We start from the raw sequence: 21399 nt of genomic DNA on the forward strand, positions 1-21399 counted from the left end.
GCTGGAAGGTACCGACAGGAGGCAACTCGATGCAGGCATTTCCTCGTAGTACCGGCCTTTGCGCAGCGCTGCTGGCCTTGGGCCTGAGCAGTGCGCAAGCGGCGCCGCAGATGGTCGTGGTCGGCTATGGCGGCGCCGGTCAGAAAGCCCAGGATGTGGCGATCTTCCAGCCTTTCAGCGCCCAGGACGGCAGCAAGTTGATCCAGAGCGAATACAACGGCGAGATGGCGCGGATCCAGGTGATGGCCGATACCGGCAATGTCGACTGGGACGTGGTGCAGATCGAAGGGCCTGACCTGATGCGCGGCTGCGACGAGGGCATCTACGAGCACCTCGACTGGCAGCGCCTGGGGCATGCCGCCGAACTGATCCCCGCTGCAGCCCAGGACTGTGGCTCGGCGGCGCTGGTGTGGAGCGTGGCGATTGCCTATGACCGCGACAAGCTAGCCCAGGCGCCGACCTCGTGGGCTGATTTCTGGAACGTGCAGAAGTACCCGGGCAAGCGCGGCCTGCGCAAGCGTGCGGTATACAACCTGGAGTTCGCCTTGCTGGCCGACGGGGTCAAGGTCGAGGACGTGTACAAGGTCTTGTCGACGCCGGCGGGTGTCGAGCGTGCCTTTGCCAAGCTCACCGAGCTCAAGCCGTATATCCAGTGGTGGGATGCCGGCGCGCAACCGGCGCAGTGGCTGACCGCAGGTGACGTGGTGATGACCTCGACCTACAGCGGCCGCATCGCCGTGGCCGCCCAGCAAGGCAGCCCGCTGGCGGTGGTGTGGCCCGGCAGCCTGTATGGCATGGACTACTGGGCGATCATCAAGGGCTCGAAACATGTCGACCAGGCCAAGCGCCTGATCAGCTATGCCAACCAGCCGGATACCCAGGTGCGTTACGTCGAGCAGATCCCTTACGGGCCGACCAATACCCAGGCGGCGGCCAAGCTGGACCCGGCGCTGGCCAGTTGGGTGCCGACCTCGCCGGAGAACCTGCAGGGTGCCTTGGCAATGAATGTGGAGTTCTGGGTCGACCATGGTGAAGAGCTGGAACAGCGCTTCAATGCCTGGGCCAGCAAATGATGTAGTTTACCGGCCGCCTAGCCTGCTCCCATCCAGCAAGCCAGCTTCTGCAAGCTGGCTTGTTGGCGAAGGGCGGGTGATCAGCGTACCTGTGGCACGATCATGCTGGCCGGCGCATCGGCGGCACGTCGGCGTGCCACGCAGTAATAGAGCACGCTGGGCACCACCAGCCCGATCAGCCACGACACATCCACGCCGCCCAGGTGCGCGACCATGGGGCCGGTGTACAGCTTGGTGTCGATGAACGGCATCTGCACCAGCACGCCAAAGGTGTAGACACTGATGCCAGGCCAGTTCCAGCGGCCATAGCGGCCCTCCGGGTCGGCCAGGGCCGGGATGTCGTAGCGCTCCTTGGTGATGAAGTAGTAATCCACCAGGTTGACCGCGCTCCAGGGCACGAAGAAGGTCAGCAGGAACAGGATGAACGACTTGAACGCGCTGAGGAACGAGTGCTGGCCGAGCAGGGCGACCAGGGTGGCAGCGCCGACGATGGCCAGCACGAACACCAGGCGTTGCATGCGGCTGATCGTCAGGTGGCCACGGAAGCCGCTGATGATGGTGGCGATGCACATGAAACTGCCATAGGAGTTCAGCGTCGAGATGGTCACCTTGCCGAAGGCGATGCTGAAGTACAGCAATGCCGCAGTGGTGCCGGCCCCGCCGAGGCCGACGATATAGGCCACTTCACGCCCGCTGAATTGCCCGCCGGCGATGGCTGCAGCGAACACGCCGAGAATCATCGACGCCTGCGCGCCGACGACCGAACCCAGGCCAGCGGCGAGGAAGGTCTTCACTGGCGACGTGCTGCTCGGCAGGTAGCGCGAGTAGTCTGCCACGTAGGGGCCAAAGGCGATCTGCCAGGAGGCGGCCAGCGACACCGAGAGCAGGAAGGTGGCCCAGCTGAAGTGGCGGTTTTCCAGCAGCTGGCCGATGTCGGCGAGCATCAGGATGCGGCTGAACAGGTAGACGAAGGCGATGATGCCCAGCACGCTGGCGACCCGGCCGATCCAGTGGATCACCCGGTAGCCGGCCAGGGTGGCGAGCACGATCACCGAGGCGAAGATGAGGATGCCGGTGCTGTCACTGACGCTCAGCAACTGGCCGATGGCTTGCCCGGACAGCACCGTGCCGGTGGCAGTGAAGCCCAGGTACATCAGGCATACCAGCACCATCGGGATGGCCGCGCCATACACACCGAACTGCACGCGGCTGGAGATCATCTGCGGCAGGCCCAGGCGCGGGCCCTGGGCCGCATGCAGGGCCATGACCGCGCCACCGATCAGCTGGCCCAGCAGCAGACCGATCAGCGACCAGAACACGTCGCCGCCGAGCACCACGGCCAGGGCGCCGGTGACGATGGCGGTAATCTGCAGGTTGGCACCTAGCCAGAGGGTGAACTGGCTGTACAGCTTGCCATGGCGCTCGGCTTCGGGAATGTAGTCGATAGAGCGCCGTTCGAGCACGGATTTGCGGGACATTGAGGGCTCCACTTGATTGTTTTTGTGTCAGGGAGAGGGCCATCGCCTGCACGCTGCGCGGATGGCGTCTGCCTGATATCAGCATGTCTATACAAGTAAGGTCAAGTGAAGCTTGCAAGCCATAACAGAAAATCTGTTGTGCAAGGGTTGGCCATAACTGTGCTGGTCCCTGGTCGGAGAATGGCCTTATGCTGTTACGAAATGTGTCTAGAAAGCCTGAAGAAGGAAGTTGCAATGCCGCTCAAGGATCTGCTGATCGCCCTGGTGGTGATTGTCGCCTGGGGAGTCAATTTCGTGGTCATCAAGGTCGGCCTCGATGGCCTGCCGCCGATGCTGCTGGGGGCATTGCGCTTTCTGCTGGTGGCGTTTCCGGCCGTGCTCCTGGTCAAGCGGCCGAAGCTGCCGTGGCGCTGGCTGATCGCCTATGGCGCGACTATCTCCCTGGGCCAGTTCGCCTTTCTCTTCCAGGCCATGTACAGCGGCATGCCACCGGGCCTGGCTTCGCTGGTGCTGCAGTCGCAGGCGTTCTTCACCCTCGGTTTTGCCGCGCTGTTCCTGGGTGAGCGGCTGCGCCTGGCCAGTGTGCTGGGGCTGATGGTGGCTGCCAGCGGCCTGGCGCTGATCGGCAGTGAAGACAGCGGTCATGTGCCGCTGGTGGCCTTGCTACTGACCTTGTGTGGCGGGGCCATGTGGGGCATGGGCAACATCATCACCCGCCGCTTTGGCTCGGTGGACCTGGTGGCGCTGGTGATCTGGGGCGGGTTGATTCCGCCGCTGCCGTTCTTGGCCTTGTCGTGGTGGCTGGAAGGGCCGGAGCGCATCGGCCATGCGCTGGCCAATATCAGCTGGAGCTCGGTGCTGGCGCTGGCGTACCTGGCATTCGTCGCCACCATGATCGGCTACAGCCTGTGGAGCAAGCTGCTGTCGCGCCACCCGGCGGGCAAGGTGGCGCCGTTCTCGCTGCTGGTGCCGGTGATCGGCCTGAGTTCGTCGGCATGGTTGTTGGGTGAGCGGCTGACGTCAGTGCAGGGCTGGGGCGCGCTGCTGGTGATGCTCGGCCTTTTGGTCAATGTGTTCGGGCCGAAGCTGGGGCAGCGGTTGCGGGCGGCCAGCGCGCAGTAGCAGAAGCGGCCGACGCATTTGTTAGACTTGGCCTTTTTTGCAAGGCCAAGGAGCGCAACATGATCATCACCACTACCAGCCAGCTCGAAGGCCGCCCTATCGCCCAGTACCTTGGCGTGGTCAGCTCCGAATCGGTGCAAGGCATCAACTTCGTGCGCGATTTCTTCACACGTTTTCGCGACGTGTTCGGTGGCCGTTCGCAGACCCTGGAAAGCGCCTTGCGCGAGGCCCGCGAGCAGGCCACCGAGGAACTCATTGCACGGGCACGGCAGTTGCAAGCCGATGCCGTGGTAGGCGTGGACTTCGAGATCAGCATGCCGTCGGTGCAAGGCGGCATGGTCGTGGTCTTCGCCACCGGTACGGCCGTGCGGCTGAAGTAGCCAAATGCCATTGGTCGGGTCTGTAGGTTTCGTCCAGGCAGTCCGCTTGTGACCGGCTAGTCTCACTGGCATAGGTCGCGTTTTTCAGGTCAGCCCATTGCTGGCCGACGCGGGCGCCACGGAATGGAGACAGGCATGAGCGACACATTTTTCGAAGACACGAACGATGCATTCCCGATCAACAGCCAGGTACGTTGCGGTCAGGCGGCGTTCAACCTGGGCTTCGCCCACATGACCCTGGACGACTCGGAAAACCTCAAACCTGCCCATCTTCAGCGCATCAAGAAGGGCCGTTTCACGCCGCGGGTGCCAGCCAGGAAGTAAGCCTCGAAAAAGTGAACCTGTTCACACCACCCCGTCCGATGTTATTCCCCCCAGTGGGAGATACATAGTTAGAGCTTTTTAAGGCAGTTAACTCATCAAAAGCCCCTCATCAGAGGGGTTTTTTTATTCAGAACTCATAAAGCTATACCATTTTTTGCATAGTATGTGGGCAACACCATTCCTATGTTCCTCTTCCGCCACTCACTTCATCCTCCTGAAAGTCGAGAGAGCTTTCGATTTTTCACTTCGTTGCTTCGCTGTCATGTGTCTTGTAACTTAAGCCGGCTTGGCGCCTCTCACCTTCGTCGATTGGAGCAATGCAATGCCTACTGCCTACTACTTGGCGTGCCTCGAAACCCAACGTTACGTCTGGATTGGCACACTTGGCGACACAATGTCTGCAACTGGTGTCCACGCAGACCTCGTATCTAGGTTCTGTACGAAATCCCGAGAAACTGAATTGACGCCCCTCGGAAGCTGAAATTCTGTAGCGTTCCCCGCCATCTACGGAAAGGAATTCTGTGATGGCGAAGCGTTACGAACTCTCGGATGAGGCCTGGATTGTGGTTGCTGATCTCTTCACCGAAACCCATGGCCGGGGGCGGCCCCGCCTGAGCGACCGCCTGATGCTCGACGGCGTGCTCTGGGTGCTCTGCTCGGGTGCTGCGTGGCGAGATATGCCGGAACGCTTCGGCCCGTGGTCAACGGTGTATCAACGGTTTCGGGGCTGGCGAAACCAGGGGACATTCGATCAGATGCTCAAACGCTTGCACCTGAGATTGAATGAGCAAGGCTTGATCGATTTGCAAACCTGGATGATCGACTCAACTGCTGTACGCGCAACCCGAGCCTCTTCCGGCGCCGGGAAAAAAGGGGGCCTGACGAGCCTGCCGATCACGCTCTAGGCCGCAGTCGCGGTGGCCTGACAACCAAGATTCACATGCTCTGCGACGCCAACGGGACACCGTTGCGCTTCCTCCTCTCTGGCGGTCAGGCCAGTGACATCAGCTACGCGCAACCACTGCTGGACGAAGTCAGCATTCCATCGGCCCAACGTGGCCGCCCGCGTAAACGCTGCAAGTGGTTGCTTGCAGACAAGGGCTACGACGCTGAAGCGCTGCGCCGCTACTGCGACCAATATCGAATGCAACCCGTCATCCCGATGCGCTCGATGAAGCGCAAGCCCAAGCCTGGCTTACCCAGACTGTTTGATCGGCCCAAGTATCGGCAGCGCAACATCATCGAGCGCATGTTTGGCTGGCTGAAAGAGAACCGTCGGATCGTGACACGCTTTGACAAGCTCGCGAAAAGCTATGCCGCCATGGTCTCGCTGGCTTGTTCCATGCGGTGTTTGCGACATCTCTTTTCGTACAGAGCCTAATAGCCCCCGAAAAAGCTGGAACGCCCCAGTCGGAAGATGCACCAAGGTCAGCCTTCAGCGTTCCATTGCATATCGCTGACGGTCTTGAACCGGCTGATCAGGATCACGATTGCCGTCAACACGGCCGATGTGCCGCCGAGTATGAGGGCGCTCAGTACGCCGAAGTGGTCGACAACCAGGCCGCCGGCCAGCGCGCCGATGCCGATCGATACCTGCGCACTGGACACAAAGATGGCCCCCATGGCTTCCAGCCTCTCCGGGGCCATGGCGAACAACCAGCTCTGCATGGCAATCGGCAGCAGACCGAAACCGACACCCCACAACATGACGAGCATGACCACGGCCGGAGCGATGGGTGCCACGCCTGCCAGCAGGATCATCGGTATGCCCATCAGCAACGCCGTGCCTTTCAACGTCCAGGAAGGGCTTCGCGTGATCGCCCAGCCGCCCGCCAGATTGCCGATAAACCCGGCGATACCGAACCCCAACAGGATTGCGCTGAGCGATACCGGCGACATCGCCGCTTCGTTGAGCAGGTAGGGAGACAAGTAGGTGTAGGCGGCAAATTGCCCGATAAAAATCAGGAGCACCGCCAACAGACCGAAGCGGGTCTTGCGCAGGCGCAGGACGTCGGCCAGAAGGCCGAGGCCAGTGCCAGGTTGCGCAGGCAATCGGGGCAGGTTGCGCCACAGCAGCAGGGTGACGATCAAGGAAAGACCGGCCGCCACCGCAAACACTACGCGCCATCCCAGCCATTCGCCCAGCAAGGTGCCAGCGGGCACGCCGGCAACGGTGCCGATCGAGACTCCGGAAAAGATCAGCGAGGTGGCTTTTGCGGCCTGCTCGGGACGCAGGCGCGGCCCCAGTGTGCCGCCAATGGTCCAGAATCCACCGACGGCGATACCGAGCAGCGCGCGACCCAGCAGTAACATCCATAGGTTCGAGGCCAGAGCTACTGTCACGTTTGATACGGCGAGCAGTGCCAACAGCACACACAACACGCGGCGCCGGTCGAGCGTGCGAGCCCACAGCAATGTCAGGGGGGCGGTCAGCGCGGCCAGCAAGCCGGGCAATGTCACCATCAGCCCGGTCTGTCCTTCGGTGATGGTCAGTTCCCGAGCCACCTGCGGCAGCAGGCCGACGGGCAGGAACTCGGTGGTTACCAGCGCAAAGGCGCCAATGCCCACCGCCGCGACCGACAACCAGGAAGAGGCTGCTGGAGAAGAAATCAAAGGTTGCACAGGATGCTCCAAAAGCGAGGCCGCCTCACAGCGGCCCGCTTGTCAGTTGTGTTTGACGAGATTGAGTCCGGGGATCGGGCCACCGGGAAACTGAGTCAGCTCACCCTGCTGCAAGCCGCCCAGATCGACACCGAAAAAGCCCAGTCGCGTGATCAGTTCAGCGACCTTGTGTTTGGCGTCAGCGTCTTCACCGGCGTAGAACAGCACTCGCTTTCCACCTTCGGCAGCAGGGGCCGAAAGCAATGGAGGCGCCAGATGGTTGAAGGCCTTGACCAGGCGAGCGCCGGGCAACATTGCCGCAACGACGTGGGACGAGGTTTCGTTACCCAGATCGAACGGTTTGAACAGTGGGGCTTCGATCGGATTGTTGGTGTCCACCACGATGCGGCCATTCCAAGGCCCCAGACCTTCCACCGCCTGCGGAAGCTTTGACCAGTTCACGGCCAGAAATACGATGTCAGCCTGACTGGCCTGGCGGGCCGTGACCGCTTGTGCAAGTGGGCCCAGTTCTGCGACCAGTGGCGCAAGCGTTTCCGGCCCACGACGGTTGGCAATGCTGACGTTCAAACCAGCGTTGACGAGCAGGCGGGCAATGGCCGAGCCAATGGCGCCGGCACCAATGATGCTGATGTTCATGACTGCCTCCTCAGGCGGTGAAGCCGCCATCGACCATCAATTCGGCGCCGCTGACGAAACCGGCTTCCGGGCTGGCCAGGTAAGCCACTGCACTGGCGATGTCTTTGCCTTCGCCATAGCGGCCGACCGCAATATTAGGCCGGACGAAGTCGGCGACAGGGCCATCGCCAGGGTTCATGTCGCTGTCGGTAGGGCCGGGGTGAACGGTGTTGACGGTGATCCCGCGAGGGCCGAGATCACGGACCAGTCCACGGCTGAAACCGGCGACTGCGCCTTTGGTCAGGGTGTACGCGGACGCCGTACCGAACGCCGCGTACTGCACCATGGAACTGCCGATATGGATGATGCGGCCGCCCTGGCCCATGTGTTTGAGTGCTTCCTGCGTGGCGACAAACACGCCGGTCACGTTGACGGCGAGAATCCGCTGGAAGTCGTCGAAGGCGATGTCTTGCGGTGCGCCCAGCACGCTGATACCAGCGTTGTTGACCAGGATGTCTACTTTGCCGAAGCGTCTGGCGACCTCGCCCACGGCGGTACGCACCGCGTCAGGGTTACCGGCATCGGCAGCCAATGCGACGGCCCGACCGCCTGCGTCAGTGATGTCTTTCACGACCGACTCGGCGCGGTCGGGCGATGCGTTGTAGGTAATGGCAACAGTGGCGCCGTCCGCAGCCAGGCGCTTGGCGATGGCTGCGCCGATGCTGCGTGAGCCGCCGGTGACGATTGCGATCTTGCCGGTGAGTGGGAGGGTGGTTGCGTTCATGTGGGTTGCCTCGGTGTGGGTGAGAAGTGAGGCTATGAGACGCTTTTGATTCGCTATCCAGTAGTGGGTAGTCGCTATAATTGCTTTCAAGTATTACTTGAAGGCTGAACTCATGGAAACATTGGGAAACCTGCTGTCCTTCGTTCGCAGCGCCGAGTCAGGCAGCTTTTCAGCCGCGGCACGGCGTCTAGGACTGACGCCGGCTGCGGTCAGCCGAAACGTTGCCCAGCTTGAAGCTAATCTGGGTGTGCAACTGTTCCAGCGCAGCACGCGCCGGGTCACGTTGACCGAAGCGGGGGAGCGTTTTCTGGGGAATATCGAGCCCGGTCTCGAAGGCGTTCAGGCGGCGATTGCCGACATCACTAGCCATGCCGGAGAACCGGCCGGAGTGCTGCGTGTCAGTGCGGCACCGAGCTTCGGGCGCGATTTCTTGCTGCCACTGATGCCTGCCTTTCTGGCGCGCTACCCGAGTGTGATTCCGGAGTGGTATTTGGACAATCGGCAGGTCGACCTGGTCGCCGAGGGCTTTGACGCGGCGATTGGCGGTGGTTTTGAACTCGCTCCGGGTCAGATCGCCAGGGAGATCGCACCGGCGCATCTGATCCTGGTGGCGTCGAAAGAATATATGACTGGCAAAGGTCGTATTTCCGATCTTGATCAGGTGGCACGACTTGATCACCTCGCTATGCGTTCAGGTCGAACCGGCAAAGTCAGAAGCTGGATGCTGCAAGGGCCCGAAGGGCAGCAACGGCCTCTGGAAATGAAGCCCCGTTTGCTCGTCAATGACCCGCAGGCGCTCTGCCAAAGTGCTGTGCTTGGCTTGGGCGTTGCGTTGTTGGCCGTCCCGGACGTGCTCAGGCACTTGGAGGATGGCAGCCTGGTGCGGATCCTCCCGGAGTGGTACGTGAATGCCGGACAGATCTCGCTGTACTTCTCCAGTCAGAAACTTCTGCCGCCCAAGACCCGGGCCTTTGTGGATTTTCTGGTAGGTCATGCCCGGCAGAACCAATGGGCTCAGCGTTTCGATGCAAGAGCGTCTGCCTTCGGATAACCGCGCCGTGCAGTGATTGATCACCTGTCTGCTTCTGGCCGATTCTGTTGAAAAAGTCGGCCATGGTTTCCACGGTAGAAAAGTACGTGCTTGAGATTGAAATCTTTACATTGAGCAGAGGATTCCGGGCTCAGATTTCGCGTAGCGGCGCGCAAAAAAGACGTTTTCAAGGGGCAGTATGCGGGCAGTCTGGAAGAACCGACTTTTTCAACAGAATCGGCCGTTCTCTGCCGGTCATGTCCGCGAAGCGTGCTGGTCAAATCCGATGCAAATGATTGGTCAGGCCGAATGCAAATGGGCGGGCAAGTCGGTGCAATTACCCAACTGCTGCGTCATGAATCAGAGGGTGGGGTAATTCCTATTGTTCAGTTACATTCTCAAACGCTCAATCGTGGGGAGATATCTGATGGAAGTTGCTTGGTTTCTGAAACAGCGCGTTATCTTCATCCGCCACTTGTATCGCGATTCCACTGCACCCTTTGTCGAACGTATGCGTTTAATCGAAGCGGGTGAGCCTCCTTTTACGCCGCCTTATTGCGAGGACGTCGGGCCACCTTACGAGATCGAGTGGAACGAGGCATCCGATGCCGTTCAAGTGCTCGGTCATTCGTGCCTGTCGATGCTGGCCGGCACTCTTAATGTTTATCTCGAAACTTGGGAACAGCAAGTCGGGATAAAGATCGACCCGGAGGAACGGAAGTCGTTATTCCGCAAGGGGTGGTTGCACGGTTACAGGACGGTGTTCTCGAATTCCATTGGTGTGCAGTTCGACGACAGCGGTGCGAATCTCGGCATGCTTGAGCAACTGGTTTTAGCCAGGAACCGGGCGCAGCATCCAGGGAGTCTGACGCGTATCACTCCAACGCATGCGGCGAAGGATCTGAAGAAACACCCAAGCCCATTTTTCCTTTCTGACCAAGAACGCGATCTACTTGCTGACATTGAGACCAGTGGTTTAGATGTGGACTCAATGTGGATGATCGAGCCCACGCTGCACGTCGACGCCGATAAGCTCAATACAGTCCTCGCTGAGGTCGAGGACTTCGCTACATGGTTCGATCAAGCATGCTTCGATTGGATTTACGGTCCTAAAGGGGTAGACGTCAAAGATCAAGGGTAAAGGCAACTGGAAAAATAGCGGCATCGCCGCCGCTTAGGAGTTGCGATGCCTTACGATGTACTTCTACATCGTAAGGCTATGATGGTCGAATGTCGAAAACAGCAAGCTCTACAGGCCCGACCTCACAAACTATGTACCTTTAGGGTATAAGTCATATCGGCGGGGTTTTTTGTGGGTGTTGCTTGATCCTGCTCATGGTAACCGTGGGTAGCCCTCGCGATGGCGGCGCAGTTGTGGTCTTCTGGCGCGGCATCCAGGAAAGAGAGGATTGATTTTTCATGCGAGTCAGGGACGAGACCTATTGGCAGTGGGCCGACGCACGGCTGCACAGCCGCTGCCATGACGAAGTGCTCAGCGACGGCACTTCGCTGGATATCCAGGTGCGCCTTTCACGGCTCGGCGCGACGCAGCTGTTCCTTGGGTTGTACGGGCAAGACGGGCGGGCACTGCTGGAGGAGTACTACGCGTCGCGGCCGGGCGAGACCATGACCCGCGCGTTGGTGTGGGGTGTCGACCGGGCCCGGGCGCTGGCCACGGGTGCATTGCCCATGCCGCGGCAGCGACGGCGGGCATGAAAAAGCCCGGCCTATGCGGGCCGGGCTTCATAAGTGGCGGCGAACCCTCAGTTCAGCGGTTCGATCACCTTGACTGCCTGCCGCTCACGGGCGGCGGGCCATTCTTGTTGCAGGGTCTGCAGCACGCGGCCCACGAACTCGGTGTCGGCGGCGGCCTTCTTGCCGACGTAGCCCTGGCCACGGCGGTAGACCTTGAAGCGGGCGCGCATGCTGGGCAGGTGCGCTTCGAATTCATCTTCGACCGTGTTCGGCGGCAGGCGGTCGATGCGCACCTCGCCGGTCTGGCTGACCCACAGCAGGTGGTCGTCGAGGCTGTCCTTGCGTACCGCGAACAGCTGGGCCAATTGGTCGATAGTCGGATTGTTGTTCAAGTTCATCATAAAGCCCCCATCACCTATTTGTTGTTGATTTTCACAGTTGGCGCCACAGGTTGTAGCGCACTACCAAGGCTGCTACAGCAGCATCGCAACAGGGGCTTTCTCACGCTGCCTTTTGGACAGATTCCCTCTCCACGGACGGCCTGCGTTACCGCGCAAGCCGTCTGGAACACCCTTGCCACCGCTCCCGATCAGGGAGACGGCTTCATCATGCACAAGGCTGATGAACGGCGTCAATGGTTTTGTAGTGAATATTTTTTGGCACTACATTTTTGTCATATTGTCTGGCAATCCATTCGGCGGTGACTCAGCGGTCGAGGCTGGAAAGGATCTGGAAGGCCGCGCGCACTCGGGCTTCGTTGGGGTAATTGCGGTTGGCGAGCAGGACAATGGCCTTGCCTTCGGACGGGATGAAGGCGGCGTAGGCGCCGAAACCGCTGGTGGCCCCGGTCTTGTTGTACCAGGCGGCGGGCAGGGCCGGGAGCGCGGGGTTCAGGCGCTGGGTGGCCTGGGGCTCACGAATCAGGCGCGGGCTGTTGCCATCGACCAGCGTCTCCAGCGCAACCGGGTACGGGTAGCGTTCCCAGCCCAGGCCCTGGGTCATGGCGCCAACCTTGAAGTAGCCGGCCTGGGTGATGGCGGTGGCCTTGCGCAGTGCCGGTGGCAATTCGGCTGGCTGCATGTGCAGGCGCACGTAGCGCAGCAGGTCGCTGGCGCTGGTCTTGATGCCGTAGGCTTCGTCGGCGAAGGGGCCAGGGCTGACGCGCACCGGGTGGTTCTGCGCGTCATAGCCCTGTGCATACAGCGCCTGTGCGGTTTGCGGCACTTGCAGGTAGGTGTGCTGCAGGCCCATCTGCGGTAGCAGGTGCTCGGTCATGACGGTTGCGAATGGCTTGTGCTGTGCACGTGCCGCGAGGTCACCGAACAGGCCCAGGCTCGGGTTGGAGTAGCAGCGCTGGGTACCCTGTTTGGTGCGCGGCTTCCAGTTGCGCAAGAACGCCAGCGTCTGCTCCGGCGTCTGTACTTCGTCGGGGAACTGCAGCGGCAGGCAGTCTGCGCTGAAGGCGCCAAGCTCCAGCACGCTGGCCTCGCCCAGGGGCGAGCCGGCCAGGGCGGGCTGGTAACGCCGGGCAGGGGCCTCAAGGTCGAGTTTGCCTTCGGCACTGGCCAGGGCGGCGAGGGTGGCGGTGTAGGTCTTGCTCAACGAACCGATCTCGAACAAGGTGTCGGCGGTTACCGCGCTGCCGTCGGCTTTGCTGGCCACGCCATAGCTGAAGTAATGGGCCTGGCCGTTGGCGTAGACCGCGACGGCCATGCCGGCGATGTCCTGCTCTTTCATGAGGGGCCGAATGACTTCGTCTACCTGGGCTTGCAATGGATCGGCAGCGTGCGCGCAGGCGGTGCCGAACAGGATGAGCAGTGGAGCAAGACGTAAGAGCGGCATGCAAGGGTCCTTTTTTTGGGTGTGGCCGTCGTGGGTGTGTCCGTTGAGCGACACCGATGGGGGTTCCGGCGTTAGCAGGAAAAAACCCAAGACCTTATCGTCTGGCCTCGTACAACGACAAGATGGAAACTGTTATGAAGTATTTGCGCATGTTGTTCGACAACTTCACCCTGTGCCTGCTCGGGGTGGTGCTGATCGCCACCGTGCTGCCTTGCTCGGGCGACGGCGCGGTGTATTTCGGCTGGCTCACCAACCTGGCGATCGGCCTGCTGTTCTTCCTGCACGGCGCCAAGCTGTCGCGCGAGGCGATCATCGCCGGTGCTGGCCACTGGCGCCTGCACCTGCTGGTGTTCTCCTGCACCTTCGTGATGTTCCCGCTGCTGGGCCTGGCGTTCAAGCCGCTGTTCGTGCCGCTGGTGGGCAACGAACTGTACCTCGGTGTGCTGTACCTGTGCGCGCTGCCTGCCACCGTGCAGTCGGCCATCGCCTTCACCTCGCTGGCCCGCGGCAATGTGCCGGCAGCCATCTGCAGCGCGGCGGCTTCCAGCCTGATCGGCATCTTCCTGACTCCGCTGCTGGTGGTGATGCTGCTGGGCGCCAGTGGTGATACCGGTTCGGGGCTGGACGCGGTATTGAAGATCACCCTGCAGTTGCTGGTGCCGTTCGTGGCCGGGCAGGTCGCACGCCGTTGGATCGGTGCCTGGGTAAAGAAAAATGCCCGCTGGCTGAAGATGGTGGACCAGGGCTCGATCCTGCTGGTGGTGTACACCGCGTTCAGCGAGGCCGTGGTCACCGGCCTGTGGCATACCGTGTCGCCGCAGCACCTGGCCGGGCTGTTCGCCGTCTGCGGCATCCTGCTGGCGGTGGTGCTGTTCGCTACGCGCCTGCTGGGCAAGGTGCTGGGCTTCAGCCTGGAAGACCGTATCACCATCCTGTTCGCCGGCTCCAAGAAGAGCTTGGCCACCGGGGTGCCGATGGCCCAGGTCCTGTTCGTGGGGAGCGGCATCGGCGCGATGATCCTGCCGCTGATGCTGTTCCACCAGATCCAGTTGATGGTGTGTGCGGTGCTGGCGCAGCGCTACGCCAGTCGCGAGCAGGTGGGTGAGGGGGCTACTGCTTCTTCCTGAAAGATGTGTGTTGCCTGTACCGGCCTCTTCGCGGGCACGCCCGCTCCCCAGAGGCCGGTACAGGTTATCGCGCCTGCCCGGAACTGCGCTCGCGCAATGCCTTCCCCACCTCGGCCTCGATCTTGTAGGCCGGCCCTTCCAGCTCCTCGTAGTTGCGTGTATAGCGCCGGGCAAACTCATTCACCCCCAGTTGCTGATACTGCTGCACATGCTTCAGCTCATGGGCCCACAACGCCACGTTGTCCTCGGCGTCGCTGGCGTGGCGGAAGATGATGGTGTCGATCAGCGTCACCGCGTTCACGTCCGGGTTCTGCAGCATGGCGTTGGCCGCTGTGACCTGTTGCTCGTCACCGACCCGGTAGCGCGCGGCATCGAGCACGGCAAAGTCATACCAGGGCTCCAGTTGCGCGCGAATGTGCAACGGGATCGGTTGAGTGCCGCTGGCAGTGGCCTCGTCGCGAGCCTGTTGCAAGGCAAACGCCAGGCTGCCTGACGCCACGGTCTCGACATCCTTGAGCACCTGCCCGGCCTGGCCGGGGTCGATCGGTGCGCAGAAACAGCCCATCAGGCACACCTGATACTGCCCAGGCGGGCAGGCCTGTTCGGCCAGGGCAGGCGCTGCCAGCAACAGCCCCAACAGCAGGTTAATCCGCTTCATTCAACGCCCTGTCGACAAAGCCTTTGCTGGCATCGAGCAACTGCTGTTGCACCGCTTCACTGGCCAGCATGCGCCCGACCACCAGGGCGCCGACACACTGACTGATCAGCACCCAGGCCAGCGCCGGGTCATCCAGGGTTTCGCTCCACGCGGCATGCAGGCTCACCAGCCAGTGCTCGGCCTCTTCGCGCACAGGTTGTTCGGCGCGGGCGATTTCCACCCCCAAGGGCGGCAGCGGGCAGCCGCCTTCGGCATTGTGCAGGTGTGCCAGGCTCAGGTACTGCTGCAGGCAGCGGGCCAGGCGTTCGCGGCTGGCACCCTGGTTGGCCAGGCGGGCCAACGGGCTGTTGCACAGTTCCTGGCGGACCACTTCGGTGAACAGGTCGTCCTTGGACGGGAAGTGGTTGTAGAAGGCGCCGCCGGTCAGGCCGATGGCCTTCATCAGCCCGGCCACACCGGTGCTGGAAAAACCGCCGCGCTTGGCCAGCGCGCCGCTGCTGGCCAACAGCTTGTCGCGGGTCTGCTGCTTGTGTTCGGTGGAGTAGCGCATGCACGACCTCTTCGCGCTGCTTGACGATGGGGGCGATCATAACATAGCGTTCGTTTACTAAACGATCATTCATCAATGGGGGCAGGCATGGCAGAACAACAGAAAGTGGTGCTGGTGATCGGGGCGGGGGACGCCACCGGTGGTGCAATCGCCAAACGCTTTGCCCGTGAGGGTTATGTCGCGTGTGTTACCCGCCGCCAGGCTGAAAAGCTGCAGCCTTTGATCGATGAGATCCGCGCTGAAGGAGGCCAGGCCCATGGCTTCGGCTCGGATGCGCGCAAGGCAGATGAGGTGGCCGAGCTGGTGGAGACCATCGAGCGTGATATCGGCCCGATCGAGGCGTTTGTCTTCAACATCGGCGCCAATGTGCCGTGCAGCATTCTCGAGGAGACACCGCGCAAGTATTTCAAGATATGGGAAATGGCCTGCTTCGCCGGCTTCCTCACTGCCCAGGCCGTGGCTCGGCGCATGGTCACCCGTGAACGCGGCACCTTGCTGTTCACTGGCGCCACTGCAGGCACCCGCGGCGCTGCCGGTTTCGCTGCCTTCGCCGGGGCCAAGCACGGCTTGCGCGCCTTGGCCCAGAGCATGGCGCGCGAGCTCGGCCCGCGGAACATCCACGTTGCCCATGTAGTGGTGGATGGTGCCATCGACACGGCGTTCATCCGCGACAGTTTCCCGGAACGCTACGCACTCAAGGATCAGGGCGGCATTCTCGACCCGGCGCACATCGCCGACAGTTACTGGTTCCTGCATGCCCAGCCCCGTGATGCCTGGACCTTCGAACTGGACCTGCGCCCGTGGATGGAGCGCTGGTAAGCCTGACCAACCAAGGAGTGTGATGCATGAGCAAGACCGTGGAGTTCTATTTCGACCTGGGCAGCCCGGCCAGCTATCTGGCCTGGACCCAGCTGCCTGCTATCTGCGCCCGGCATGGTGCGACTCTGGTTTACCGGCCCATGCTGCTGGGCGGAGTGTTCCAGGCCACCGGCAACGCTTCGCCGGCGATGATCCCTGCCAAGGGCCGCTACATGTTCACAGACCTTGGCCGTTATGCCCGCCGGTATGGCGTGCCATTCGGCATGCCGTCGGGGTTCCCGGTGAACACCCTGACCCTGATGCGCGGCGCCATCGGCATGCAGGTTCGCGCTTCAGCCCAGTTCGAAGCGTTGTTGGCCGCGCTGTTCAAGGGACTGTGGGAACAGCGGCGCAACTTGAGCGATGGCTCGGCACTGGATGAAACGCTCGGCCAGGCCGGCTTCGACCCTGCGGCGTTCCATGCGCTGGCGGCGGATAGCGAGGTAAAGGCCGAACTCAAGCGGGTGACCGAAGAGGCAGTTTCGCGAGGTGTGTTCGGGGCGCCGACCTGCTTTGTCGACGGGGAGATGTTCTTCGGCCAGGATCGCCTGGATTTCGTCGAACAAGCGCTGAGCCGTTGAGACGGGATGGCCTCGCCATTGGCGAGGCCAAACCTGGCTCAGAAATTCGCCGGGGTATTGGCGCTGATGATTTCCGCCTCGTCCTGGCCAATGTTCTTGAAGCTGTGCGGCAGGGTAGTGGGGATGTAGTAGCCATCGCCCGAGTTGAGGATGCTCACCTGGCCATCGACCCACAGTTCCACGGTGCCGCGGGTGACCAGGCCACATTCTTCGCCTTCGGCATGCACGATCGGCTCGCCGGAATCGGCACCTGGGGCGTAGAGCTCGCGCAGCATGCGCATCTGCCGGGCCTCGACGCTGGCACCGACCAGCAGCATGCGCAGGCCATTACGGCCCAGGTCCGGCTGCTCGCTGGCGCGGAACACGAAGCGCTCTTCGCGCACCGGCTCGTCGAAGCTGAAGAATTCGGCCAGGGTCATGGGAATCCCTTCGAGCAGCTTTTTCAGGGAGCTGACCGACGGGCTGACACGGTTCTGTTCGATCTGCGAGATCGTCGAATTGGTCAACCCGCTGCGGCGGGCCAGTTCCCGTTGGGAGAGGTTGTTGCGTTCACGCACCAGTTTGAGTCGCGTCCCCGTGTCCATAGCCGCCTTGTAATCAGAGGTGTTTAAAATAATTAGCGACGCATTAAAACACACTCTGCACGCTTGCGCGCTGTGCTTTCAGGCGCGTTGGTCACGCGGCAGCGGCCACAGCCCGACCAGCAGCAAAAGCACTGCCACCGCCAGGAACGGCAGGCGAGGGTCCAGGGCATAGACCAGCGTTCCGGCCAGCGGGCCGATCACCGCGCCCATGCCCTGGGCGGCGCCAATCGAGCCTGCGGTGGCACCTTGTTCCGAGGCCTGCATGGCATTGGCCGCCAGCGCGGAAAACGCCGGGAACACGAAGCCCATGCCGGCCGCGGCGACAAAGTAGCAACTCCACAGCCAGGGCGCCGTGGTGGCCAGCGCGCCACAGGCGAAGCCCAGCGCCGACACACTGGCGCCGACCCGGATCATCTTCAACGGCGGCCACTCCAACTGGCGCAGCAGCACCTGCGACAGGATCAGCGCCACCCCGACGGTGGTCAGGGCGATACCGGCAGCCTGGGCCGCGTCGGTCGGCGCCAGCTGCAGGCGGTCGAGGGCGAAGAAACCGACGACGATCTGCGACACCGTGACGCTGAGCATGGCGCTGAACGCCACCAGCAGTGGCCGGCGCAGGCGAGGGTCGCTGAGCCGGACGGGGCTGGGCGCATGGTTTTGCGCAAGGGGCTGGGGCTTGAGCTTGAACAGCAGCACCAGGAAGGCGCTGGCCGGCAACAACGACATGACGTGGAACGGGAGGCTCAGGCTGTGCTGTGCCAGCACGGCCGCCAGCGCCGGCCCCACCACCAGGCCCACGGCATTCGCCGCGCCCAGCGAAGCCATGGCCCGCGCCCGGCGCTGAGGCTCGACATGGTCGGCGATCAGTGCGTTGCAGCCCACCGGGATGGCAGCGTAGAAGGCGCCGATGCAACCGCGTGCCAGCATCAGGCCGACGAACGCCAGGCCTGCCCCCGGCAGCCAGCGCAGCGCCCCTTCGACGAACAGGCACAGCAGCCAGTAGGCCAGGGTGAAGCCGGCGCTACCCAGCAGCAGGATACGGCGGCGCCCCAGGCGGTCAGACAACCGCCCCCACGGGCGCGCCAGCAGCACCCAGACCACGCCGGCCACGGTCACTGCCGCCCCGGCTTGCCACGTGGCCATGCCCAGCAGGCGCGAGATCGGCCCGATCAGTGCGACGAAGGCCATCATCGACATGGTGCAGGCCATGTTGGCCAACAGCAGCGGGCGCATGTCCAGGGTGTTGGCGGGTGTCAGTAATGCAGGGTCCTTTGCGACGTTCATAAGGCAGTCCAGGGCAGGTCGACAAGAAAGCTGTCGAGCTTAATGAGAATAATTGCTGTTTGTCGAGCCCGCCCGGGCATCAGCTTGTCATTCGCTGCGCCGCACGGGGCCTGGCCACATGCTACGCAACACGCCGTCCCGACGCACCAGGGCATGCATCAGCGCCGCCCCCAGGTGCACCAGCACGGTGGCGAACAACAGGTAGCCGGCCCAGCCATGGGCCTGGCGCAGTACGGCATACAGTTGCAGGTCGTGCGGGGCGATGGCTGGCAGTTGCAGGGGGCGTGGGTAGCCGCCTGCCGACAGCATCGCCCAGCCCAGCAGCGGCATGGCCAGCATCAGGCCGTAGAGCAGCAGATGCGAGGCGCCGGCTGCAAAGCGCTGGAATGCCGGCAGGTCGGTGGGCAGTGGCGGATGTGGCAAGGTCAGGCGCAAGCCTATGCGCACGATCACCAGTACCAGCAATGCCAGGCCCGTGGCCTTGTGCAGTTCGACCAGCTGCGGGTGGCGCGGTGACAGGTCGCCGACCATGCTCACGCCGATGAACAGCATGCTGATGATCAGGATTGCCATCAGCCAGTGCACCAGGCGCGCCAAGGGGTGAAAGACTTCAGGTTTCATCGCTGTGCTCCTGCGCCGAGAGACTCGCGGCTGCGGCGGTTGAAGGATTCCGAATAGGCCGCCGAACGGGCGGCGAGGATCGGGTCGGCGGACGGCTCGATGCCGCTGGGCAGGATCAACGGGTCGAAGTTCAGGTCACGGCAGGCGCCTTGCTCGGGGGCGTCGACCTGTTCGACCACCAGGGTGCCGGCATCGACGCTGCGGCGCTCGGCTGGCCATGGGCGGGCCGGGTCGTCCACTGCATCGCCCTGGTCGGCCAGCACCAGGCGCAGGGTCCAGCGCAGCGGCCCTTGGGCCAGGCGCTGTTGCAGGTCGTGCTGGAGGAACTGCTTGTCGTCGACCTGGCCGGGCAGGGCGGTGAATGGCGTTTGTGGTTCAAGCTGCCAGCGCACCGGGTGCGCCGTGCCGCTGGCATCGATCAGGCGGAAGGCGTTGATGCTGTGGTACTGGGTGCTGGCGAAGCTGTCGCTGGGCTTGTAGCTCGCCGCCCATTGGCGAAATGCCGCGCTTTCGGGGTGGGCGGCGAAGAATGCCTGCAGCTTGGCCGGGTCCGGCTTGCCGGTGGCCGGGTCTGGCGCGCCTGCCAGCACCTGGTCGTAGAAGCCCTGCGGGTTGCTGACGGCCAGCACCGGTGGGTTGTTCATGCCGGTGCGCCAGATCTGACCGTCATCGGTACTTAGCTGGATCGCCAGGCTGCGCACCGGTACGCCGGTGTCCGGGGCGAACGGGTTGGCACCGCCGATGGCGAAGCGGCCGATCACCGGCACTCGGGCCTGGCTGAAGGCCCGTGCGGTCGACAAGGCTGCGGCCTGGCCGCTGGGCTGGAAGTAGCCGCTGACGCACAGGCCCTTGGCGTGGTTCTTGCGATAGCCCGGGTGGTGGCCGGCCTGGGCCTCGAAGGTGTCGATGATGCGTTGCGGCGTCAGCTGCTGCCCGCCGATCCAGCCAGCGGCATAGGCGAAACCGGCGCCCAGCGCCAGCATCACGGCGCCTATGCCGGCCAGGCGCAGCGCCTTGGCGGGGCCTTGCAGCGCCGCGAGCGCTTGCATGCTCGCTGGCTGTCGTGGTTCGGCCGCAGCACCGTGGAACACGAAGCGGTGGGCGACAATACCGAGGATATCGTCCTGGCCCAGGCCGACTTGCAGGCCTTCGCCCACCTGTCGACCGAACAGCGGGCCTTGCTGCTGCTGGTCAGCATCGAGGGGCTCAGTTACAAGGAGGCGGCCGCAGCCCTGGAAATCCCCATCGGTACGGTGATGTCGCGCCTGTCGCGTGCCCGTGCCGCCTTGCGCGAACTGACCGAGGGCAACCCCCAGCCGCCGGCCTTGCGGAGACTCAAATGACACGCCTTATCCCTGGTGAAGACGAGCTGCACGCCTACATCGACGACCGCCTGGAGCCGGCGCGGCGCGCCGAGGTACAGGCCTGGCTGGCGGCCAACCCGCAGGAAAGCGCGCGGATCGAAGCCTGGCGCAACGACGCCCGGCGCCTGCGCGCGGCCCTGGCAGGGTTTGCCGAGCAGCCTGGGGCGGCCACGCTTGACCTGCGGCAGGTGCAGCAGCGGGTGCGCCAGCGCCGGCAGCGGCGGCTGGCTTCGGCGGCGGTGTTGCTGCTGGCCATGGGCGTCGGTGGGTTGGGTGGCTGGCAGGCACGGCAGGTGACCTTGGCCAGCAATGAACTGCCGATGGCCGATGCGGTGCAGGCCCATCGGCTGTTCGCCGGCAGTGAGGCACTGGATATCCAGGCCAGCGACCCGGTGCAACTGCGCGACTGGCTGGGCCGGCATTTCAGCCGCGTGGGGCAGCTGCCGGACCTGGCGGGTTACGGCTTCCAGCCGGTGGGCGCGCGGTTGCTCAGCAACGAGCAGGGGCCGGCGGCGCTGCTGGTGTTCCAGGATCGCAACGGCCAGCGCATCAGCCTGTTTCTGCGCTCGCCCGGTGACCGCTATGAGCGCATGCCGCACGGGCAGCGGGTCGATGGGCAGCTGGAGGCGCGGTACTGGTCGCACGGGGCGTACAACTTTGCCTTGGTCAGCGCGGCGGACGACGGGCGTGGGGCGGGGGTAGGGGAGGCGTTGCGCCTTGGGTTGTAGCGGGTGTGTACGGCTCGAGTGTTCCGGTGGGTTTGAGATCGAGCGCCGCCTGCGCGGCGCTCGGTCTCACAGACGACAC

The 21399-nt window shown here is 63.1% G+C and carries 24 protein-coding genes and 1 pseudogene; 13 read left to right on the forward strand and 12 right to left on the reverse strand.

What is annotated here, in order from left to right:
• Nucleotides 1-29 precede the first annotated feature (29 nt).
• On the forward strand, nt 30-1073 hold the full coding sequence (locus tag C2H86_RS23510; protein ID WP_159410072.1) for an ABC transporter substrate-binding protein: 1044 nt from the start codon (nt 30-32) through the stop codon (nt 1071-1073).
• An 80-nt stretch (nt 1074-1153) separates the two neighbouring features.
• On the opposite strand, the gene C2H86_RS23515 is transcribed toward C2H86_RS23510, so the two are convergent.
• On the reverse strand, nt 1154-2551 hold the full coding sequence (locus C2H86_RS23515) for a purine-cytosine permease family protein (protein WP_159410073.1): 1398 nt from the start codon (nt 2549-2551) through the stop codon (nt 1154-1156).
• A gap of 234 nt (nt 2552-2785) precedes the next feature.
• On the opposite strand from C2H86_RS23515, the gene C2H86_RS23520 reads away from it, so the two are divergent.
• The 4 genes from C2H86_RS23520 to C2H86_RS23535 all read left to right on the forward strand — a co-directional run bounded on the left by C2H86_RS23520 (nt 2786) and on the right by C2H86_RS23535 (nt 5758).
• Nucleotides 2786-3673 carry an EamA family transporter gene (locus C2H86_RS23520; RefSeq protein ID WP_159410074.1) on the forward strand — a complete coding sequence of 296 codons (888 nt, stop codon included), beginning with the start codon at nt 2786-2788 and terminating at the stop codon, nt 3671-3673.
• A gap of 59 nt (nt 3674-3732) precedes the next feature.
• Complete coding sequence (locus C2H86_RS23525; protein ID WP_159410075.1) at nt 3733-4053, forward strand: YbjQ family protein; 321 nt, start codon at nt 3733-3735, stop codon at nt 4051-4053.
• Between the two features lie 135 nt (nt 4054-4188).
• On the forward strand, nt 4189-4377 hold the full coding sequence (locus tag C2H86_RS23530; protein WP_110638228.1) for a hypothetical protein: 189 nt from the start codon (nt 4189-4191) through the stop codon (nt 4375-4377).
• 524 nt (nt 4378-4901) lie between these two features.
• A protein-coding gene (locus C2H86_RS23535; protein WP_159410076.1) for an IS5 family transposase occupies nt 4902-5758 on the forward strand; the annotation gives its coding sequence in 2 pieces (ribosomal slippage) (nt 4902-5243 and nt 5246-5758; 855 coding nt in all).
• A gap of 47 nt (nt 5759-5805) precedes the next feature.
• Here the strand turns inward: C2H86_RS23535 and C2H86_RS23540 are convergent.
• Genes C2H86_RS23540 through C2H86_RS23550 form a run of 3 tightly spaced genes read right to left on the reverse strand, consistent with a single transcriptional unit; the run spans nt 5806 to nt 8398 of the window.
• A complete protein-coding gene (locus C2H86_RS23540; protein ID WP_240349637.1) occupies nt 5806-6999 on the reverse strand; it encodes an MFS transporter in 1194 nt (397 codons plus the stop codon).
• Nucleotides 7000-7041: 42 nt separating this feature from the next.
• Entirely contained in the window at nt 7042-7635 is a 594-nt protein-coding gene (locus C2H86_RS23545) for an NADPH-dependent F420 reductase (protein WP_159410078.1), read from the reverse strand.
• A 10-nt stretch (nt 7636-7645) separates the two neighbouring features.
• Nucleotides 7646-8398 (reverse strand): 3-oxoacyl-ACP reductase family protein, encoded by a 753-nt coding sequence (locus C2H86_RS23550; protein ID WP_159410079.1) that lies wholly within the window; start codon nt 8396-8398, stop codon nt 7646-7648.
• Between the two features lie 112 nt (nt 8399-8510).
• On the opposite strand from C2H86_RS23550, the gene C2H86_RS23555 reads away from it, so the two are divergent.
• The 3 genes from C2H86_RS23555 (at nt 8511) to C2H86_RS23565 (ending at nt 11144) form a co-directional block, all read left to right on the forward strand.
• Entirely contained in the window at nt 8511-9449 is a 939-nt protein-coding gene (locus C2H86_RS23555; RefSeq protein WP_159410080.1) for a LysR family transcriptional regulator, read from the forward strand.
• A 406-nt stretch (nt 9450-9855) separates the two neighbouring features.
• Nucleotides 9856-10569, forward strand: coding sequence for a hypothetical protein (locus C2H86_RS23560; protein ID WP_159410081.1), 714 nt, complete (start codon nt 9856-9858; stop codon nt 10567-10569).
• 278 nt (nt 10570-10847) lie between these two features.
• Nucleotides 10848-11144: a hypothetical protein gene (locus tag C2H86_RS23565; RefSeq protein ID WP_159410082.1), complete on the forward strand. Its 297-nt coding sequence runs from the start codon at nt 10848-10850 to the stop codon at nt 11142-11144.
• 47 nt (nt 11145-11191) lie between these two features.
• Here the strand turns inward: C2H86_RS23565 and C2H86_RS23570 are convergent, their stop codons facing one another.
• Both C2H86_RS23570 and ampC read right to left on the reverse strand, forming a co-directional pair.
• Complete coding sequence (locus tag C2H86_RS23570) at nt 11192-11524, reverse strand: hypothetical protein (RefSeq protein ID WP_027916800.1); 333 nt, start codon at nt 11522-11524, stop codon at nt 11192-11194.
• Nucleotides 11525-11828: 304 nt separating this feature from the next.
• Nucleotides 11829-12965, reverse strand: coding sequence for a class C beta-lactamase (ampC, locus tag C2H86_RS23575; RefSeq protein WP_159410083.1), 1137 nt, complete (start codon nt 12963-12965; stop codon nt 11829-11831).
• A gap of 122 nt (nt 12966-13087) precedes the next feature.
• Between ampC and C2H86_RS23580 the strand changes: the two genes are divergently transcribed.
• A complete protein-coding gene (locus tag C2H86_RS23580) occupies nt 13088-14092 on the forward strand; it encodes a bile acid:sodium symporter family protein (protein ID WP_159410084.1) in 1005 nt (334 codons plus the stop codon).
• A 64-nt stretch (nt 14093-14156) separates the two neighbouring features.
• Here C2H86_RS23580 and C2H86_RS23585 read toward each other — a convergent pair whose 3' ends face one another.
• Entirely contained in the window at nt 14157-14750 is a 594-nt protein-coding gene (locus C2H86_RS23585; RefSeq protein ID WP_159410085.1) for a DUF4157 domain-containing protein, read from the reverse strand.
• The gene (locus C2H86_RS23590; RefSeq protein ID WP_159410086.1) at nt 14737-15300 is read right to left on the reverse strand and encodes a TetR/AcrR family transcriptional regulator; all 564 of its coding nucleotides are present in this window, start codon (nt 15298-15300) and stop codon (nt 14737-14739) included. Before C2H86_RS23590 ends, C2H86_RS23585 begins: the two co-directional genes overlap by 14 nt.
• An 87-nt stretch (nt 15301-15387) precedes the next feature.
• Between C2H86_RS23590 and C2H86_RS23595 the strand changes: the two genes are divergently transcribed.
• Together C2H86_RS23595 and C2H86_RS23600 are read left to right on the forward strand one after the other, a co-directional pair.
• Nucleotides 15388-16119 carry an SDR family oxidoreductase gene (locus C2H86_RS23595; protein ID WP_159410087.1) on the forward strand — a complete coding sequence of 244 codons (732 nt, stop codon included), beginning with the start codon at nt 15388-15390 and terminating at the stop codon, nt 16117-16119.
• A gap of 26 nt (nt 16120-16145) precedes the next feature.
• A complete protein-coding gene (locus C2H86_RS23600; protein WP_159410088.1) occupies nt 16146-16739 on the forward strand; it encodes a 2-hydroxychromene-2-carboxylate isomerase in 594 nt (197 codons plus the stop codon).
• A gap of 38 nt (nt 16740-16777) precedes the next feature.
• Here C2H86_RS23600 and C2H86_RS23605 read toward each other — a convergent pair whose 3' ends face one another.
• From C2H86_RS23605 to C2H86_RS23620, 4 genes are all read right to left on the reverse strand, one after another.
• A complete protein-coding gene (locus C2H86_RS23605) occupies nt 16778-17323 on the reverse strand; it encodes a cupin domain-containing protein (RefSeq protein WP_027916793.1) in 546 nt (181 codons plus the stop codon).
• Nucleotides 17324-17401: 78 nt separating this feature from the next.
• Complete coding sequence (locus C2H86_RS23610) at nt 17402-18607, reverse strand: MFS transporter (RefSeq protein ID WP_159410089.1); 1206 nt, start codon at nt 18605-18607, stop codon at nt 17402-17404.
• Between the two features lie 87 nt (nt 18608-18694).
• Entirely contained in the window at nt 18695-19228 is a 534-nt protein-coding gene (locus C2H86_RS23615; protein WP_159410090.1) for a cytochrome b, read from the reverse strand.
• Complete coding sequence (locus C2H86_RS23620; RefSeq protein ID WP_159410091.1) at nt 19225-20277, reverse strand: catalase family peroxidase; 1053 nt, start codon at nt 20275-20277, stop codon at nt 19225-19227. Before C2H86_RS23620 ends, C2H86_RS23615 begins: the two co-directional genes overlap by 4 nt.
• Between C2H86_RS23620 and C2H86_RS23625 the strand changes: the two are divergent.
• Nucleotides 20257-20571: pseudogene (locus C2H86_RS23625) on the forward strand (sigma factor-like helix-turn-helix DNA-binding protein); the annotation flags it as partial. The gene C2H86_RS23620 and the pseudogene C2H86_RS23625 sit on opposite strands and share 21 nt — an antisense overlap.
• Complete coding sequence (locus C2H86_RS23630) at nt 20568-21320, forward strand: anti-sigma factor family protein (RefSeq protein ID WP_159410092.1); 753 nt, start codon at nt 20568-20570, stop codon at nt 21318-21320. The pseudogene C2H86_RS23625 and the gene C2H86_RS23630, both read left to right, overlap by 4 nt.
• Nucleotides 21321-21399: the final 79 nt, after the last annotated feature.

Origin of the sequence: Pseudomonas putida, from assembly GCF_009883635.2 — a bacterium.
GTDB classification, from domain to species: Bacteria; Pseudomonadota; Gammaproteobacteria; order Pseudomonadales; family Pseudomonadaceae; genus Aquipseudomonas; species Aquipseudomonas putida_W.